A 17,518-nucleotide genomic window follows, 5' to 3' on the forward strand; every position below is an offset into this window, starting at 1 on the left:
CATCATTCAGCATAATTCTACATTATTCTTTCATCCCCTTGCCACTTTTACACATCTTCACCTTATAAATAAAAAAAATGCGGATAGGCTCCGCATTTTTTTGGATCATTCTATTGGCTTGCCTTAATTTCATTTTCCTTCTCCGGACTTATTTTTCGGATAACCGCCTCCAAGGCCCATGCGGCGAGTATTATTACCGAAAATATAACGGAAGCCGCCTCATAGTAATACCATTCAATCGTCATCAACACATCGTAAACACCATGGACAGCTATTAGTAGCCAAAGATTGCGTGACCATAAAAGAAGGATACCAAGAATTAACCCCATATTGGTAAATGTGACAATCGTCCCTATCGTCACATCCCATGACTGCGGAGTATCAAGTGCATGCCCGATTCCAAACAGAAGACTGCTTAAAAACAATACAGCCATTAGTAAACCTTCTTCCGGCCACTGCTGCCATTTTAATGGGAGAAATTTTTTAAAAAGCAACAAAAACAGAATCATATAGCCGAGCCGGTATACCTCCTCAAATCCAGCCAGTGCAGAGGTATAAAAGTCGTAGCCAGCAAAGTCAAACCACTCCAATACTGGGCTTGTATCATTAGGTTCAACCATTCCTTCATCATCTGCGAATGAATCCCAGCCGCCTTGGACCGTATCAATCGATTCTTCCACATACTCCTGGTAGTTATCATTAAAGCCCGGAAAAAGAATATAGGAATAAAAATTGACAACTGCTGATGCCATATTGAACAGCAGAAAAACTGCTGCAAACTGTGAAATATACCCTTTATGCCAAAATGACTTCTTCCCGCCAGGCTCCACGGGACTCAACCCGAGCGAGTCTCTCAATGTTCCGGAGGCATATGTTCCAGTCCGTCCCAGCCTCGGATGCAGCTTCCAGGCAAGAAATATCGAAACGATCATAATTGAATCATATAGCTCGGAAAAAAAGTAACTGTACCGAGATAAATAGAGAGCCATCTCGGAACCAACGGTCACGATCAGCAGTAAAAGCAGTAACCGTTTTGATACTGGTTTTGTTAAGTCGTTTATCAATTCCATTTCCCCGCTAACCTCTTAATTTAGCCAAAAGCATTTGGGCTTGGATTATTGGCCAAATAGCTGAACAAGCAGGAAACCTCCACCGTTTACTACCAGCAGAAACAAACCGCAGCCCAATAACCATCTTCTATTAAATTCCATAATCATACTCCTGATCCATTTTCCTTAGCGTACCATAACTGCGTTTACCAGACATTAGTTTTTCTTGATGCAAAAGGGATAATTTTCGACCGGAACCTTTCTTTAATGACAAACTTGTTTTTAATCAAACGTTTGATTAAAAACCTGAAATAGCCTTTCAGGTTCTGTGATTTACAAGATTCGCACTTAAGGAAAATGTCGAACTGGTACAAACTGTTTTTATTTCCACAGGTGCAGAAAAAACGCTGCAGGCATTATTGCCTGCAGCGTTCCCTATTGCTATTCGATTCGTTTCCGGTCCGTCTCGCCTTTAATATCCAGCAGCTTCTGCTTCAGGTTGCTCTCCATGAGTGATAGTTCATGCTCGGCCTGGCGCCGTTTGGTGCGGCCTTCTTCCTGAATTCTTAATGTTTCTTCAAGAGTTGAGACAAGGCTTTCCTGCGTACGTTTCAGCGTCTCAATTTCAACAATGCCCCGCTCGTTTTCACGCGCAGTCTCGATTGTGTTCGCCTTCAGCATTTCGGCATTCTTTAATAACAAATCGTTTGTTGTCTTTGCAACCTGCTTCTGGGCTTCAACCGCATTGCGCTGGCGGATAAGTGTCAACGCAATCGCGACCTGGTTCTTCCAAAGCGGAATTGCCGTCATAATTGACGACTGAATTTTTTCGGCTAACGCCTGGTTTGTATTCTGGATGAGCCTGATTTGCGGCGCGCTTTGAACCGTCAATTCCCTGCTTAGCTTCAGGTCATGGATTCGTTTGTCAAGGCGGTCAGCAAACTGCATCATATCATTGACTTCCTGGACCTTCATCTGGTCTCCTGAGACTTCCGCTTCCCTGCGCATTGCCGGGATAGTTTTTTGAACAAGCTCATCATACTTCAATTCACCCGCTGCTATGTACACATTCAGGGCATTGAAGTACTCTTTGTTATGCTCATATAACCGCTCGAGGAGAGCCATATCAGCAAGAAGGGTGTTTTTGCTACGGTCCAGCTTTACAGAAATCCGATCGATTTGAGCTCCGGTTTTTTGGTACTTGGATAGCACTTCCTGAACAGACCCAGTCATCTTGCCAAACATGCGTGAAATTAAGCCGCGTTTTTCTTGATTCAATTCGTCGGGATTCACATGTGACAGGTGCTTCATCAAGTCGTTAATGATTTCACCAATTTCCCCTACATCCTTCTTTTGCACATGCTCAAGCATCGTATTTGAAAAAGAAAGCAGCTTGGATTGCGCCTGGGTACCGTACGAAATCATCGCCTGGTGGTTCTTCGGGTCAATCTGCTCTGCTAGCTGCATAGCCTTGGCCTTGTTCTCCTCAGGAATGACATCAATCAGGCGGACCTGCTTGCCGCCCTCGGCAGCCGGTGCCGGTGCAACAGCTGGATTTTCATTCGCGCCAAATGGATCTGAAAGAATATCATCAAGAATATTATTCGAATTCATGGAAGGTTGATTGTTTTGATTCATTTTAGCCTCCTGTTTTCTTCAGGGATTTTAATATTCTTTTGATTTGCAATTACCTTTTTGGCAACATCAATTTCAAAATCGAGATGGTCAATATCATCCCTGATAATATAGTATAAATCTTGCTCAATTGTGTCAGTCAGCTCATCAAGCGTCCGCTGGGTTTCATGAAGCTTAAGTTCGAGTTCAGGACTCCGCTTCGGCTGCGCAGACAGGAACGCGTATTTTTCGGCAAGTTCAATTAGAGAATCTAGATGTGAAAAGTAAAACCGTTCCGCTTTATAAAATCGCTTTGGCTCATTTTTGGTCAGCTTGTAAATGTTTTTCGTTACCCGCAGCAGCTCTATCCGCTGTTTCAGGGACGGAAGATTTTTTATCGAAAAAAGGGCCCTATGGAGGCGGTTGATTTTCCGCTTTCCTTCCTCCAGGTTGGTTTTAATATAACGGTATTCCTTCCTTGTCAGGTTATGCCTCTTCAAGAATTGGGAATTGGTGTACATGCCAACTGATTGGTATGCCGCAAACCCACCAGCTGCCGAAATTCCGGTTGACAGCAGCCATCCTGCATCGAAACCAAGAAAGCTTACCGCTCCCGCTGTTACAGCGGTAGGGACAGCTATTGAACTTCTTAATAAAAATGAAAGAAATGGATTCATACGGATCGACTCCCGACTTTAATAGCTATATCTGTTAGTACGTTGATGGCCATTGAATTGTTTCATTTTACATGAAAAATAAATTTGTAAATATTGGTTCCTTATATTAACAATACACGAAATGAAGGTATCTTTCCACCGGCCGGGATTGTAGAGAACACTAAGACTTAAGGCTGAGACTCTAGCTATATATATTTTTAAATGGAATACTGGTTGGTCAGTTTGGCCGCTTTACTCCATTTTGTCCCAGGGGCTCTGGTTTAAGAACATTTTCTACTCTGCAAGGCCCGTTTTGCTTGAACCGTAGGATGTTTTCTGGTCTGTTCCGTCTTCTTAAGCCTGATGGAGGACAGGGAGGACATTTTCACTTCCGGAAAACTCCTTGGGAACTTCTTCGTTTTTTCCATTTATAATCTCGTTTTCTTCAACCTTGCCTGGTTTCAAATTCAGGCAAATACAAAAAGCCTCCATCCATTATCGACAGAGGCTTACTTCTTTATGCATTTATTGAAAATCTGCAGGACGTTCGGCTTGCTTAAAGTGATAGAGGATTGCCTCTACAATTCGAGCCGAAGCTGAACCATCTCCATATGGGTTTGACGCTTTGGCCATTCTCCCATGGGCTTCGTCATCCGTCAGCAACTCATCTGCCAGTGTAAAAATCGTTTCTTCATCCGTACCGGCAAGCTTTAATGTGCCAGCTTCCACCCCTTCAGGCCGTTCGGTCGTATCCCGGAGTACCAAGACCGGAACCCCAAGTGAAGGCGCCTCTTCCTGGACTCCCCCCGAATCGGTCAAAATTAGATGTGCGCGTGAGGCAAAGTTATGGAAGTCAATGACATCAAGCGGCTCTATCAGAGATATGCGGGGATTATCCCCGAGAATCCTGCCTGCTATTTCCCTTACGACCGGATTCATGTGTACCGGATATACCACTTGTACATCCTTATGCTTGTCGACAAGCCTGCTAATAGCCCTGAACATGTTTTCCATAGGAATGCCGAGGTTTTCACGCCTATGAGCTGTCATAAGAACTAGACGGTCACCACCCAGTTTATCAAGCACAGGATGTGAATAATCTTCTTTAACTGTTGTCTTCAGAGCATCTATAGCTGTATTGCCGGTTACAAAAATCGCATTTGCTAATTTATTTTCGGTCAGCAGATTTTGCCGGGATTGCCTGGTTGGGGCAAAGTGCAGGTCGGCAATAACCCCAGTAAGCTGACGGTTCATTTCTTCAGGAAATGGAGAGTACTTATTCCAAGTCCGCAAGCCTGCCTCAACATGGCCAACAGGTATCGAATTATAAAATGCAGCCAGACTCGCAACAAAGGTGGTAGACGTATCGCCATGAACGAGAACAAGATCCGGCTTCGCCTCTTGCAAAACAGCGTTAAGCCCCTCGAGGCTCCTTACGGTAACATCGATAAGCGTCTGCCGGTCCTTCATGATGTTCAAATCATAATCAGGAACAATCTCAAAAATACTCAACACCTGATCGAGCATCTGCCTATGCTGAGCGGTGACCGTCACAATCGGTTCAATTTTATCCTTATGCTTCTCAAGTTCTTTGACTAGCGGCGCCATTTTAATTGCTTCCGGCCGTGTGCCAAACACGGTCATCACTTTAAATCGATCTGCCATCTTTTAACAAACCCCTATCAATTAAGATTCTACTTCATTATATCGGTTAGCCTCAGTTATGGCTATAAACCAAAAGCCTCTCTATATACCCTAAAGGCATTTGAAAGAATTTTCAATTATCCGTAAATGAGAGGAAATTTAATTTTTCAACTTAAGTAAACAATATTTTTTCATTTATCAGGATCATTCTGCCTGAAATCTGCTTATTTATCTGGAATAAAAAGTAAATTAATAGATTTCGACACCCAAACCCAGAGGCTATATGGTTGACTTACCCGGGAATAAAAATGGCAAGCGCGCTTCCCCGAAAGGGACGTACTGTGGAACGCCAAATTGAAAATTTCGAGCATCTCGCAACCCAATATACCCCCATGATCAACAGCATTATCCGTTCTCTTCACATCTACACAAACAAGGAAGAATTCTATCAAATTGGCCTTATTGCCCTATGGGAGGCAGCAAGAGGCTTTGATCCGGAAAAAGGCAAATTTGAAACATATGCCTACCGCTTCATTAAAGGCCGGATGATGATTGAGTTAACCCGCTGCCATAATCAACTTGAACGGAACATCCACCTAAAGCCAGAACACTGGGAGTTATTAGAAGATCAGTCTGTAGGCGAGAACGAAATTTCCGAACTGATTGATGCCTGCGGAAATTCCCTTAGTAAAAATCAGTTAAAATGGCTGAAATATACATGCCAGGACCAACTGACTATTCAGGAAATAGCCGTTCTTGAATACGTCAGTGTTTCAACAGTAAAAAGCTGGCGGGATAGAGCTAGGAAAAATATTAAAACCATCATGGAGGAAATTGGCTTTTAAGATACCCCTGTCCATTTAACTATATTAAAATAGTTATTTCAGCAAAAAAAATAGAAGGGGATCCTCTCCCCTTCTATTCTCTCTATAATCTATCCGATTCGGCAATCGGTATACTTTGCAAGTCCAATTTCAATTCTTCAAGCATTTTCCAGGTTGTCATTTCAGTTTCTGTTAAACCCTTTTCGTAGGCCCGCTTTAAAATTTCAAAAAACAGCATTTGGCCTTCTTCAACTCCACTTTTCTTCACTTCGAGTTTTTTCCTCCTTTTTCAGTCTTTTCCATCATTCTAGTAAAAATTTTGTCAAATGTAAATGAATTTCCAAAAATTTAATATTTGTCAATTTCATGTCAGTATTTTCCTGCAAATCCATCCAAAAACTAGTGTTAAAAATATCCCCTTTTTCCGCAAACTTAAAACCTATTAACAAGTTAAAATAGAAAATAACATTATTATAATATAATTATTTGTTAATAAGTGAACATTCAAGTCTTGAGAAAAAGAGGAAGCGATTTTGGGAAATCAGTGGAAGGAGTGATGAAAGTTTAAAAAAGAACGCTCCAAATCAAAAGGAATTATCACAAAGAGAGATTATTTTGTTTTTAAAGGAGAAAGAGTCAATTTCAGTGCTATGCCTGAAGGGGTCTCCTACTCTCTGCTAATTTGGGGTATAATAAAGTGATAACTACCAATACAGTAGAGTGTACATTCAAACGCTAAGTGTTAGTCCCGGCTTACCGTTGAATATGGGTTCACCGGGATTTGAATGAGGGTGCTGTTGCAACAGATTGGGCAACGATTCCATCCAACTGCGGCAAAGTTTCCGCAGCGTGCCAATGGACCATTCGTGGCGCTGCTAACAAGCACTGTAGCATATGTGTAAAATTTAACCGGTGCATTACCGGGCAATGTGGCATGCGGGTTGAAATGAATATAAATGTTCGTACTAGATACTTTTTAGAAATCAATACGGTCACAGCAATATAAAAAGTAATTCCCCTGTACTGTTGGCGATTGGCCTAGTACCAGGAAAATAACCATTCAATATTTTTCTATTAGCAAAAAAGAGAAAGAGGTGTGTACCGATGCGGAATGAAGGGCTTGCAATGGCGTCCGATAAAATACAGGATATGCTGTCGCCACATTCGGAAGAGGATGCGCGCCTGATGCAAAAGGGAATGCTGCTTTACCGCCAGGGATTGGTCTCACAACTGCGAATGGATGAAGAAACCATTACTGCGACAGTTCAGGATGTTGTGCCTGTCAAGGTAACCCTTGAGCTGTTATTTCCCGAGATGAGTGAGTGCTCGTGTCCAAGCCAAGGACTGTGCAGACATCAGCTTGCTGTTTTTTTCAGTGCGTATGGCAGAACCAATTCAGTCGCTGAATGGATAGAGGACTGGCGTTATCCGGTCCGGGAAAAGCGTGCTGCCGCGGAATGGGGCTTGCTGAAGGCTCGTGATCTAGTCAAGGCAAGTGGAGCCTTGAAACAGGATTACGCCGCCTGGATTGAGTCCTTCACGGAAAACTTCTCTTCAATTATGCGCGCAAAGAAGAATGTAAATCCGTACGTTGTCAGCGAGCTGTTTGGAGTTTACTGGCGCCGTATTAAAGCTGATTCTCCGCGCGGTGAGGAATGGGCGCTTCTGCATCAGCTTTCGGCGAGTTTATTTTCGTTCACAGAGCTGGCGCGCTTTAGCCAGGAGCTCGGACATACCGAGGAGATGGTTAGCCGTTACTACAGGCATGTGTTTGCAGATCTTGAGACCGAGGCATCCCGACTTGCGGCAAAGCTAGGCAAACGCGCCAGGCCGCTAGGTTTCGATCCCTTCTTAGAACAGCTCCGTAAAGATACGCGAGATATTTTGACGGTTATTCCATTTCTTGTTTATGAGCGTGCCTTTTTATACATGGGGATTTGGTCGGGTCTTTTTAAAAAGAAGGAATGGCTTGAAGAAGAGTCCAAGACGCTTGATGAAATGAGTTTAAGCGCAGAATCCGGTCACCCGCTTGCAATTGCGGCTGCCCATTTACATGTCCTTTTAAATGAGGATGCGCTTGCTCTTGCATTTATAGCAAGGCTGTCTGATGAGGAGGCACCGCCATTCCTGCTGTACTGGATTGATGAGATGAATACACACAAGGAATGGGGACGGGTTGGTCCATACCTCGAGCTGCTCACACAGAAACTCAAGGGTGTCCTTGCCGCAATCCAGGGATACCAGGGCCGGGCTCAGTTTGCCAGAAAAGCGCTTGAGTCGGCGCTTCCTTATGTCGAGGAGACAGGCCGGTCGGAGCTCCTGGAAAGGCTGCTTCACCAGGCACTTCCTTATACGTATTATGAATATGGCAGTTTGCTGTTTGAACGGGGCGAGTACGGAAAATGGGCAGATTTGCAATCTTTCATGGGCTATCATTATACCGACCTTCCTAGTGCAAGACTGAAGATACTTGAAAAAGAAATGCCTGAGGCGGTCATCTCGATGCTGCACCAGTCCGCAGCAAAGCAAATTGCCACCAAGAACAGGCCTGGATACAAGCAAGCGGTCCGGATGCTCAAAAAGCTCAGGACCTTGTATAAAAAGCAAAAGCGGCTTGATGAATGGGATGTATTTTTCACGGAGCTGCTGGAACGGACAAAGCGGCTGCGCGCGTTCCATGAAGAGTGCCAAAGGAGCAAGCTGATCAATGTATAATGAGCGCTTCATTAAATTATTCCTAAAAAAACATGGTGATGTCTATCTGCTGTCCGCTCAGGGCGCACAAGGAGGCTGGCTGCCCGTTGATGCCTGGAAGTTCCCGCTATTCAGCCGGCATCCCGAAAGCTTTTACGGTGCATTTATTGATCCCGTAAAAGTGGACGGGATTGAACAGATTGAGTTGAATGCATGGCAGCTCGCCACCTTGTTTGCCCGCGAGTCCTTCAACCGCTTTTTTGACTGGGATTGGGATGAGGCTGCGGAAATCTGCCTGTCATCTGCTCATATTATATATGAAGGCATTTTAGAAAAGGAATGGCTGCCTGACTTCAAATCCTGGGAAGGCGGCAACTTCCGCTGGAGGCTCCCTTCAAGAGTACGCGAAGAGTTCGACAGCTCATTCTGGGAACAGCCTGTCACTATTTCTGGCACAGCTTCTGAATCAGACGAAGCTATTAGCCAAGTGACAGCCTATGACTTTATTGAGGACCTTTACAACCAAGCACTTGACGCTTACCTGACCCGAAATACGGAAATGCGGGAGCTGTTCGGGCCGAAGCTCGAACTTCTTGAAAGTAAAAATATCCCCGCGGCCACGCTCGCCCATTATTTTGATGAAGACTCCTGGCTTGAATGGGTTGGCATCAGGGAAAGCGAGGAACCATTTACGGTAGGATTAAGGCTAGATGAACCCGAGGACGGGGAGGGCTTCTGGCTCCTTGAAACCTTTTTGCGAAGCAAACGGAATCCCGATGAGCTGTACAGAATCGACGATCCCGCAATCCCCTCTTCATGGAAGCCCTTTTTGGAAAAGGCAGCTCATGAGGAGAACCGATGGATCAGCCTGATTCCGTCCCTTGGGATATATGGCAGGCTGAAAACATCTCTTTCCGAAGAAGAGGCTTGGGTGTTTCTGACCGAATCAAGCGAAATATTGCTTGCTCTCGGTGTTGAAATTCTCCTGCCTGGCTGGTGGCAAGCAATGAAGAACGCCAACCTGCGTGTCAAGGCATCCTTGAAGGGCACATCCAGCCACCGGCCATCGTTCGTCGGACTACAGGCGATGCTCGACTTCAACTGGCGCTTCTCGATGAACGGCGTTGACCTGTCCGAAGATGAATTCCGGACAATGGTCGAAGAAAAGCGCCGCCTCGTCTATATACGAGGCCGCTGGGTAAAGCTCGACCCGCAATTTATCCGCCAAATCCAGGAAATCATGAAGAAAGCGGAAAAGGAAGGCCTTCATGTTCGCGACCTGCTCGAGCAGGAACTGAGTCCCGAACCAGAGAGTGATGACCTTGAAAACCCAAGGACATTTGCCAAAATCCAGATAGAACTGAACCGGCAATGGAAACAAATGCTCAAACAGCTAAACGAAATCAAGGAAATTCCGCTTGTCGACGTTCCATCAGGCCTGAACGGAACATTAAGGCAATACCAGCAGCTTGGCTTGAGCTGGCTCCTATTCCTCCGCCAATTCGGATTCGGCGCAACACTTGCTGATGACATGGGCCTCGGCAAGACGATCCAGCTTATTTCCTACCTTCTTTCGGTTAAAGAAAAAGCCGCCGAAGAAGGCAGCCGCACAGGGAAAAGCAACCGAAAATCTGATGGAGAAGATACATTGCTTGCGGAACCCGTCCTAGAGGGCGTGGTGACGGCTGCCACTGCGGAGCCTCCATCACTGATTATCTGTCCGACATCCGTGCTTGGCAACTGGCAAAAGGAGCTTGAAAGGTTCGCACCCGATCTCCGTGTCCACCTGCATTACGGCCCTAGCCGCCTGAAGGGCGAGAACTTCGTTGAAGCCGTAATCGGGCAGGACGTTGTACTGACATCGTATGGCCTTTCCCACCTCGATGAAGAAGAGTTTAATAAAATCGAGTGGAACGCAATTGCCATTGATGAGGCGCAAAACATAAAAAATGCGAATACAAAGCAGTCGCGCGCGGTCCGGAAGCTCAAGGGAAGACATCATATTGCTTTGACAGGAACTCCGATGGAAAACCGCCTGTCCGAGCTTTGGTCGATTTTCGACTTTACGAATCACGGCTACCTCGGCAGCCTTGGCCAATTCCAGAAGCGGTTCATCATCCCGATTGAAAAGGATGATAATAAAGACAAAGTCCGCGAGCTTCAGGGCCTGATTCGCCCGTTCCTTCTGCGGCGGACGAAAAAGGATGAAGAAGTTGCGTTAAATCTGCCTGATAAGCTTGAACAAAAAGAATACTGCCCGTTGACCGCGGAACAGGCATCCTTGTATGAACAGCTTGTTCAGGATACGTTCTCCCAGCTTGAGAAGCTGACTGGTATGGAACGAAAAGGCATGATTCTTCAGCTGCTTGGCCGGCTGAAGCAGCTTTGTAACCACCCAGCCCTGTATTTGAAGGAAAATGCCCAGGTCAGAGACAGCGATGTTTCCCCAGGGAGGGACCTGATTTCGAGGTCTGCCAAAATGGAAAAACTCGTTGAATTAGTCGATGCAGTCCTTGACCAGGATGAAAGCTGCTTGATTTTTACCCAATATATTGAAATGGGTGAAATGATTAAGGCTGTCTTAAAGCGGAAGTTCAAAATTGATGTTCCATTCCTAAATGGAAGTGTTCCAAAAACAAAACGCGACGATATGATAGCGCAGTTTCAGGAGCACCAGTTCCCGGTCTTCCTGCTTAGCCTGAAAGCAGGCGGAACCGGCCTGAATTTAACCGCAGCCAACCACGTCATCCATTATGACCGATGGTGGAACCCGGCCGTGGAAAACCAGGCAACCGACAGAGCATACCGCATCGGCCAGGAACGCTTTGTTCATGTTCACAAAATGATTTGCACGGGGACGCTCGAAGAAAAGATTGACGCGATGCTCGAGAAGAAGCAGCATCTCAACGACCAGATCATTCAAAGCGAAAACTGGATCACCGAAATGTCGACCGAAGAACTGCGCGATCTGATTCTATTAAAATAAACCCAAAAAACCGGCTGTCCGTATTTATGGACAGCCGGCTTTTTTTAGAATGACCTGCTGGAGACAAGACTTCTCTATTACCTTTTCATGCTTGAGGCACTCTGTTTGGGCACTGACAAGGCTTCTCTGTTACCTTTTCATGCTTGGGGCACTCTGTTCGGGCACTGACAAGGCTTCTCTGTTACCTTTCCATGCTTGAGGCACTCTGTTTGGGCACTGACAAGGCTTCTCTGTTACCTTTCCATGCTTGAGGCACTCTGTTTGGGCACTGACAAGGCTCCTCTTTTACCTTTTCATGCTTGGGGCACTCTGTTTGGGCACTGACAGGGCTCTGTTACTTTTTCAAGCTTTGAGCACTCTTTCAATGGATATAGAAATCCGCTGATATTACTAAAATCCACAAAACATAAAAACCACCTATTCTTCCTCAATCAATTGAGTTACATCTTTTTATAGCTTAAAACAGGAAAGGCCGCTGAATTGGCAGTTCAGCGGCCTTTCCTTTTATATTACAGGGGGGGTTTTTAATCAGTTTACCCGCTGTGGTGCAACTTATACCTATAATCTCTTTTTTAGGCAAAAAATTTAAAAACCGGCGGAAAAACCGCCGGCAGCAGGGGGCAGGACTACGGGGGGACAGATTGAATCTTTTTCTGAAAGGGCTAATGGGGACCGTTTCTAGTGGCAGCTCTCGCATGGCAAATGCTTTGGGAAGGTAAGCCATGGATAGGCATCGGTCATGTTTATGAAAATAGAAAATTTATCTGCGGTTCGCTTTAAAGATTCATTAGGAAAGGGGAATCGTGGAGGGATTGCTCGGTTGGATCGGCGCGGGCACATCCCAGGTTACGCTCATGTTCCTCTAGCCGTTTCTCAAGAATCAGGATACGGCTATGGAGGCTGCTGACGGTTTCGTTTGTTTTGCCAGTCATCTTGATGAGGCGTTCAAGCAGCAGCTCCAAGCTTTCAGCTACGTTGCTTTTATACCTATCCAAATGGGACTTCCTCCTTGGCAGGCGGGATGACAGCCTCTACCTTCTCAAAAGAGAATCGCGTCGGAGGTGGTGTATCGGAATGGGGGGAACCCGCGTGGCCAGCAAAACCACCTTGAACAGGGGACGTCTCTGGAGCCGTACTTTGCCCAGAACTGAAATGGCGTTCCTGCACAGGTACTTCTCGGGGGATCCCTGGATCAGGATGAGAACTACCCCAAGGGTCCTGGGGCATGTATCCTTCCTGCGGTACAACTCTTTCCGATTGTAATCCTTGTGAATACTCAGGCCGAGGCGGAGGAGGTTGCACATGGTTTTGGACGCTTACTGCCTGCCCGCCATTCCTGTCCCTGGCAGGCACTTCTTGGCGCCTTCCTGTATCAGCCTGCTTGCTGCTCAGGAAGCTTATTGACTCTGCCACTACCTCTGTCACATATACCTTTTTGCCATCTTGGTTTTCATAATTACGGGTTTGAATCCTTCCTGTAATCCCAACGACTGATCCCTTTTGACAATACTGAGCGGTATTTTCAGCAGCCTTTCTCCAGAGTGTGCATTGAACAAAATCCGTATCGACGTCCCCATGGGTATTTCGGTACTGGCGGTTGACTGCAAGGATAACATTTAAAACATAAGTTCCTTCTGTTGTTACTCTCAAGTCGGGATTCTTGGTCAGTCGGCCCACCAGTGTAACTTGATTGATCATCTTCACAACTCCTCTCCTTCGATGGTTTCATCTTATCCCTGCATGCTTAGCAAGTAAAATTGGCAAAAACCATTTTTCTTACCCCACTTGCCCTTAAAAGTCATTTTTGCCCTAGGGAAAAGTGACCTATGAACAGTCTTTTTTCAAAAACAATGCGATTTTGCCAGTTCAGAAATCTTTTTTCTACTAGTGACCACGGGTGATGTAAATGGTGATTATGGTATAATACAGGCAACTTATACTCTTGGGGAGGTATGTTGTGTGAAAACCTTTAAGCTTATAGCCCTCGAAATCATAGAGGATGAAAAAACAACCGAAATTCCACTGGAAAGCGGTTTGATCATCAATAAAGAAGACGAACAATCAAACTGGCTGATCGAAGCCTACACCGACCTTTCCTTCTATGAGTATTTCAAGGAATTTGAAGATTCCGCGCAGGAGTGTATTGTCCAGGTGGTCATTACCCACCGCCAAAATGACCCTGCTTATTTCCAGGCCAAGGTTTGCACATTAAAGAAGTTCGAGAACCACATAAGTGTCCTGCTAGAAGGACGGCTGCGCAGAACGAAAGTGGGCTATGCGGAAATGCTGCTGGGCCAGCTTCTTGACCAGGGCTTGGAGGGTAACGGGCTGCTATCTGAATTCAAAGACAAAATGCAAAGCAAGCCCAGGCTAAAGCCGAGATGACGTTTAAGTTGAAAAGCTCATCGCTGTTTTTGACCTATTCTTTCCTTTTTCGACCCCCGCAAATTTAATCAAACGTTTGATTAAAAACAATATAACCCTTGCAATGAGTAGCATTGAATGAAAACAGTCTTGCAAATATTATCGAAAGCGCAAAAACAAAAAGGAGGCTCTAGGTTAAACCTTGGGCCTCCTTTTTATTACTTAATCATTTTTCTTATCATCGTCCATGTCAAGATTGTTTCCGTTATTGTCATCCCTCAACATATTCCCATCATCATTGTTGTTGCCATCATCCGTATCATTTAGCAACCCATCTTCATCTACCCTGCCGTCATTGTTTATATTGGCATCATTGTCATCACGGTTTTGCATGTCATCGTCCTGCTGAATATTATCCTGTGGCGGCGGGTTCTGTTCATCATCATTTGTACCGCAGCCCCCCAGCATAAAAACAGCAAACATCGAGCATGCAAGCAGTGCAAGCAGTTTATGTTTCATAATGCAAAAAGCTCCCTTCATCTTAATGTCGACCGAACATTGGTCTCGGAATTATCTTCCCCAAAAAGATAAGGAACTTGTGCATTATTTTAAACATTCTCCTTGAAAAACAACTTTTCTTAAAGCGGCTTATGAAAAACAGCCAAAAGCAAAAAAACATACAGTGCCGGTTGCAGTCTCTGGGAGGAAGGTATGTGGCACTGTATGCTTTGGTTGTTGTCTTTAATTTACGTTTTTCAGGTGCGTAAAACCTAAACAAAGTAAATTTAATCCAAATGAACTAGAGATTGGCATATGTTACCTTTATTTTTGGTCTATTAGGGCAAACATAATTTCAGCTTCACAAGCAAGTTCACCGTTCACTGTGGCAATACCCTTTCCTTTGCCCATCGGTCCTCTAAACCGGACCATTTCAACCTCAAGGCGAAGCTGGTCGCCAGGGTACACCTGCTTTTTAAAACGGCAATTATCGATTCCTGTAAAAAATGCTAGCTTGCCACGATTTTCTTCGCGCTTCAGCATTGCTACTGCCCCTACCTGGGCAAGAGCCTCAACAATCAGGACACCTGGCATAACAGGGAAATCCGGAAAATGCCCATTGAAAAATTCTTCATTCGCAGTAACATTCTTAATGCCAACTGCGCTTTTCCCCTCTTCAACTTCAAGTATTTTATCTACAAGCAGAAATGGATACCGATGTGGGATTATTTCTTTAATTTGTTTAATATCAAGCATTATTAGTACCTCCTATTAATATGTAGTATTAATACTATTGTACGGTTCTTCAGTACAAAAGCGCAAGTGTCTTCGTAACAGGGAAGGAACGGCCTTTATCTGTGATGATTATTCTGCCCGAGCTTCTCTTTGATGGTTATTCTCAGAAATTTTCCTTGTGTAGCCAGACCTAGACACGCTGAATAAATATCTAACCCCAGAAGCTAAATCTATTTTTCTATACAAAAAAAGGAAGGGAATCTCCCTTCCTTACTTATTTTTTGTTCACGAGATCACGGATATGTGTCCATGTAGATTCATTGAGGATATCAGTTGGATTCCCACCGCCAAGCACGCCATAGCCAAACATAGCACCTGCTCCGGCACAAATAACAACCAGCAGGATGAACAGAATCAGTTTCAGCCAAATGGGAATAAGGCGGGTACGTACCCGCTTCTTTTTTGATGAAGCTGATACTGACCCCTCCTCTTGTTGGCGGCGTACCTTTTTAACCTCTTCACGCGTTTTAGGTTGTTCTTGCTTATATGTTGTTGATGACATAATTTACTCCTTTTGGGTAGGAAGCAGACGTACAAAAACTATCGGCAACCTTTTTTACAAAAAAGCTGGTTCCTTTATCTCTATTATAAGAAAAAAATGAAAATGTAACAGCATTTTTTGTTAGATAACAGAGAAAATAGTCGCTAAATTGAGAGTAAGAGGGTACTTTTTCAGGAATATACATACTAAAAGAGCCCAGCCGGAACAATGCATTCCAGCCAGGCCCTCATATAAGTTAAAGTTACCCTAGTTTCCTTCTGGCAATTCTGTCAATGTTATCAAGCATCATGCCTGTCCCAATCGCAACACAGTCCATTGGGTTTTCGGCAACAAGTACCGGTACTTTAAGCTCATCAGCCAAAAGCTGGTCGATTCCATGAAGCAAAGCGCCTCCTCCGGTGAGGATGACTCCACGGTCAATTATGTCAGCAGAAAGTTCAGGCGGAGTTCGTTCCAGAACACTTTTGGCAGCCTGAACAATCACGGCAATAGATTCGCGAAGAGCCTGCTCAATTTCGGCAGAATGCACAGTAATCGTACGAGGCAGGCCACTGACCATATCACGTCCGCGGATTTCCATTGATTCATTGCGTGAGCCTTGGAATACGGTCGCGATATTAATTTTAATATCCTCAGAAGTCCGTTCTCCGATTAAAAGCTTATATTCCCGCTTTATATAATTTAGGATTTCCATATCAAATTTATCGCCAGCCATTTTAATCGAGGAGGAAGTTACGATGTCTCCCATTGAAAGGACGGCTACATCAGTCGTTCCCCCACCGATATCGACCACCATATTGCCGCTCGGCTGGAAGATGTCCATGCCGGCGCCAATCGCAGCAACCTTTGGCTCTTCTTCAAGATAAATCTTCTTGCCGCCGCTCTTCTCGGCAGCTTCCTTTATTGCCTTTTGCTCGACACTTGTAATATTCGTCGGGCAGCAAATCAAAATACGCGGTTTGGAGAGGAAGCCTTTTACATCCAGCTTGTTAATAAAGTGCTTCAGCATTGCTTCAGTCACATCAAAGTCTGCAATTACCCCATCCTTAAGCGGGCGAATCGCGACGATATTACCTGGCGTACGCCCTACCATACGGCGTGCCTCTTCCCCAACTGCAAGGACTCTATTTGTATTTTTATCAATCGCAACAACAGATGGCTCATTTAATACGATTCCACGGCCTTTGACGTGAATAAGCACGTTAGCCGTACCCAGATCAATCCCTATATCCCTAGCAAACATTGCTTTTAATTTCCTCCTTGAAAAACGGTTTCCCACTTACTTTCCTAATTGTTAATTGTATCATAATGCATCCGTTTTCCATACCTTTTCAGGAGGTTTCTGTAAAAAATTGTCGAGAATCAAACTTTCTATTTATTTCACTGGTTCTCCTTCTTCTTCCTTCTGGTATTTCATTTTCGTTGCCTCTCCGCCTCTTAAATGTCGGATTGACTTATGATAATCAAGGATTTCCTTTACTTCATTCGCTAGCTCCGGACTGATATCCGGGAGTCTTTCAGTTAAATCTTTATGGACTGTACTTTTGGATACGCCGAATTCCTTCGCGATTACGCGAACTGTTTTCCTCGTCTCCACGATATACTTCCCAATCTTGATAGTTCTCTCTTTGATGTAATCGTGCACACCACTCGCCCTCCTTTAATTGGATGTGAGAAGTGTGAAATGAGACCCGCTTATCACTTCGACGAAATACTGCCTTCCGCACCCCGTTATCTCGAACTGGAACCTAGGTACGGCAGAAAGCATCCGCCCTTTTAAAAAGCGCTTCGCTTTCTGACCCTATATGGTCTAATCAAATCTATAGCTGAATACCCGTTGTCTGCAAACGACTCTTCACCTCAAACACTCTCTTGTACAGGTTTGTAACAGT

The 17,518-nt window shown here is 44.8% G+C and carries 16 protein-coding genes; 4 read left to right on the forward strand and 12 right to left on the reverse strand.

Annotated features, from left to right (window positions below; genetic code table 11):
* Positions 1–110 precede the first annotated feature (110 nt).
* The 4 genes from TY16_RS01880 to wecB form a co-directional block, all read right to left on the reverse strand.
* On the reverse strand, positions 111–1,070 hold the full coding sequence (locus TY16_RS01880; protein ID WP_043929998.1) for a CPBP family glutamic-type intramembrane protease: 960 nt from the start codon (positions 1,068–1,070) through the stop codon (positions 111–113).
* Positions 1,071–1,490: 420 nt separating this feature from the next.
* Positions 1,491–2,687 carry a toxic anion resistance protein gene (locus TY16_RS01885; protein WP_043929999.1) on the reverse strand — a complete coding sequence of 399 codons (1,197 nt, stop codon included), beginning with the start codon at positions 2,685–2,687 and terminating at the stop codon, positions 1,491–1,493.
* Positions 2,684–3,340, reverse strand: coding sequence for a 5-bromo-4-chloroindolyl phosphate hydrolysis family protein (locus TY16_RS01890; RefSeq protein WP_043930000.1), 657 nt, complete (start codon positions 3,338–3,340; stop codon positions 2,684–2,686). Before TY16_RS01890 ends, TY16_RS01885 begins: the two co-directional genes overlap by 4 nt.
* A gap of 504 nt (positions 3,341–3,844) precedes the next feature.
* Entirely contained in the window at positions 3,845–4,984 is a 1,140-nt protein-coding gene (gene wecB / locus TY16_RS01895) for a non-hydrolyzing UDP-N-acetylglucosamine 2-epimerase (RefSeq protein WP_043930001.1), read from the reverse strand.
* A 320-nt stretch (positions 4,985–5,304) separates the two neighbouring features.
* On the opposite strand from wecB, the gene TY16_RS01900 reads away from it, so the two are divergent.
* Positions 5,305–5,808: a sigma-70 family RNA polymerase sigma factor gene (locus TY16_RS01900; RefSeq protein ID WP_231505548.1), complete on the forward strand. Its 504-nt coding sequence runs from the start codon at positions 5,305–5,307 to the stop codon at positions 5,806–5,808.
* 82 nt (positions 5,809–5,890) lie between these two features.
* Here the strand turns inward: TY16_RS01900 and TY16_RS26025 are convergent, their stop codons facing one another.
* Entirely contained in the window at positions 5,891–6,055 is a 165-nt protein-coding gene (locus TY16_RS26025) for a hypothetical protein (protein ID WP_155922118.1), read from the reverse strand.
* Positions 6,056–6,891: 836 nt separating this feature from the next.
* Between TY16_RS26025 and TY16_RS01905 the strand changes: the two genes are divergently transcribed.
* Positions 6,892–8,502: an SWIM zinc finger family protein gene (locus tag TY16_RS01905; RefSeq protein ID WP_043930002.1), complete on the forward strand. Its 1,611-nt coding sequence runs from the start codon at positions 6,892–6,894 to the stop codon at positions 8,500–8,502.
* On the forward strand, positions 8,495–11,467 hold the full coding sequence (locus TY16_RS01910; RefSeq protein WP_052342566.1) for a DEAD/DEAH box helicase: 2,973 nt from the start codon (positions 8,495–8,497) through the stop codon (positions 11,465–11,467). Before TY16_RS01905 ends, TY16_RS01910 begins: the two co-directional genes overlap by 8 nt.
* Positions 11,468–12,243: 776 nt before the next feature.
* On the opposite strand, the gene TY16_RS01915 is transcribed toward TY16_RS01910, so the two are convergent.
* Complete coding sequence (locus TY16_RS01915; protein ID WP_043930003.1) at positions 12,244–12,462, reverse strand: hypothetical protein; 219 nt, start codon at positions 12,460–12,462, stop codon at positions 12,244–12,246.
* Positions 12,455–13,165 (reverse strand): single-stranded DNA-binding protein, encoded by a 711-nt coding sequence (gene ssb / locus TY16_RS27035; protein WP_081772855.1) that lies wholly within the window; start codon positions 13,163–13,165, stop codon positions 12,455–12,457. Before ssb ends, TY16_RS01915 begins: the two co-directional genes overlap by 8 nt.
* Before the next feature lie 261 nt (positions 13,166–13,426).
* Between ssb and TY16_RS01925 the strand changes: the two genes are divergently transcribed.
* Positions 13,427–13,852, forward strand: coding sequence for a YwpF family protein (locus tag TY16_RS01925; RefSeq protein ID WP_043930004.1), 426 nt, complete (start codon positions 13,427–13,429; stop codon positions 13,850–13,852).
* 201 nt (positions 13,853–14,053) lie between these two features.
* Here TY16_RS01925 and TY16_RS01930 read toward each other — a convergent pair whose 3' ends face one another.
* The 5 genes from TY16_RS01930 to spoIIID all read right to left on the reverse strand — a co-directional run bounded on the left by TY16_RS01930 (position 14,054) and on the right by spoIIID (position 17,271).
* Entirely contained in the window at positions 14,054–14,350 is a 297-nt protein-coding gene (locus tag TY16_RS01930; protein ID WP_043930006.1) for a hypothetical protein, read from the reverse strand.
* Between the two features lie 303 nt (positions 14,351–14,653).
* A complete protein-coding gene (gene fabZ / locus TY16_RS01935; protein ID WP_043930007.1) occupies positions 14,654–15,085 on the reverse strand; it encodes a 3-hydroxyacyl-ACP dehydratase FabZ in 432 nt (143 codons plus the stop codon).
* Between the two features lie 253 nt (positions 15,086–15,338).
* A complete protein-coding gene (locus tag TY16_RS01940) occupies positions 15,339–15,626 on the reverse strand; it encodes a DNA-directed RNA polymerase subunit beta (protein ID WP_043930008.1) in 288 nt (95 codons plus the stop codon).
* A gap of 241 nt (positions 15,627–15,867) precedes the next feature.
* Positions 15,868–16,869, reverse strand: a complete 1,002-nt coding sequence (locus TY16_RS01945) for a rod shape-determining protein (RefSeq protein ID WP_043930009.1) — start codon at positions 16,867–16,869, stop codon at positions 15,868–15,870.
* Between the two features lie 132 nt (positions 16,870–17,001).
* Positions 17,002–17,271 (reverse strand): sporulation transcriptional regulator SpoIIID, encoded by a 270-nt coding sequence (gene spoIIID, locus TY16_RS01950; protein WP_043930010.1) that lies wholly within the window; start codon positions 17,269–17,271, stop codon positions 17,002–17,004.
* Between the last annotated feature and the right edge of the window lie 247 nt (positions 17,272–17,518).

It is taken from the genome of Bacillus sp. EB01 (genome assembly GCF_000613125.1).
In the GTDB taxonomy this organism is placed as follows: Bacteria; Bacillota; Bacilli; order Bacillales; family Cytobacillaceae; genus Bacillus_D.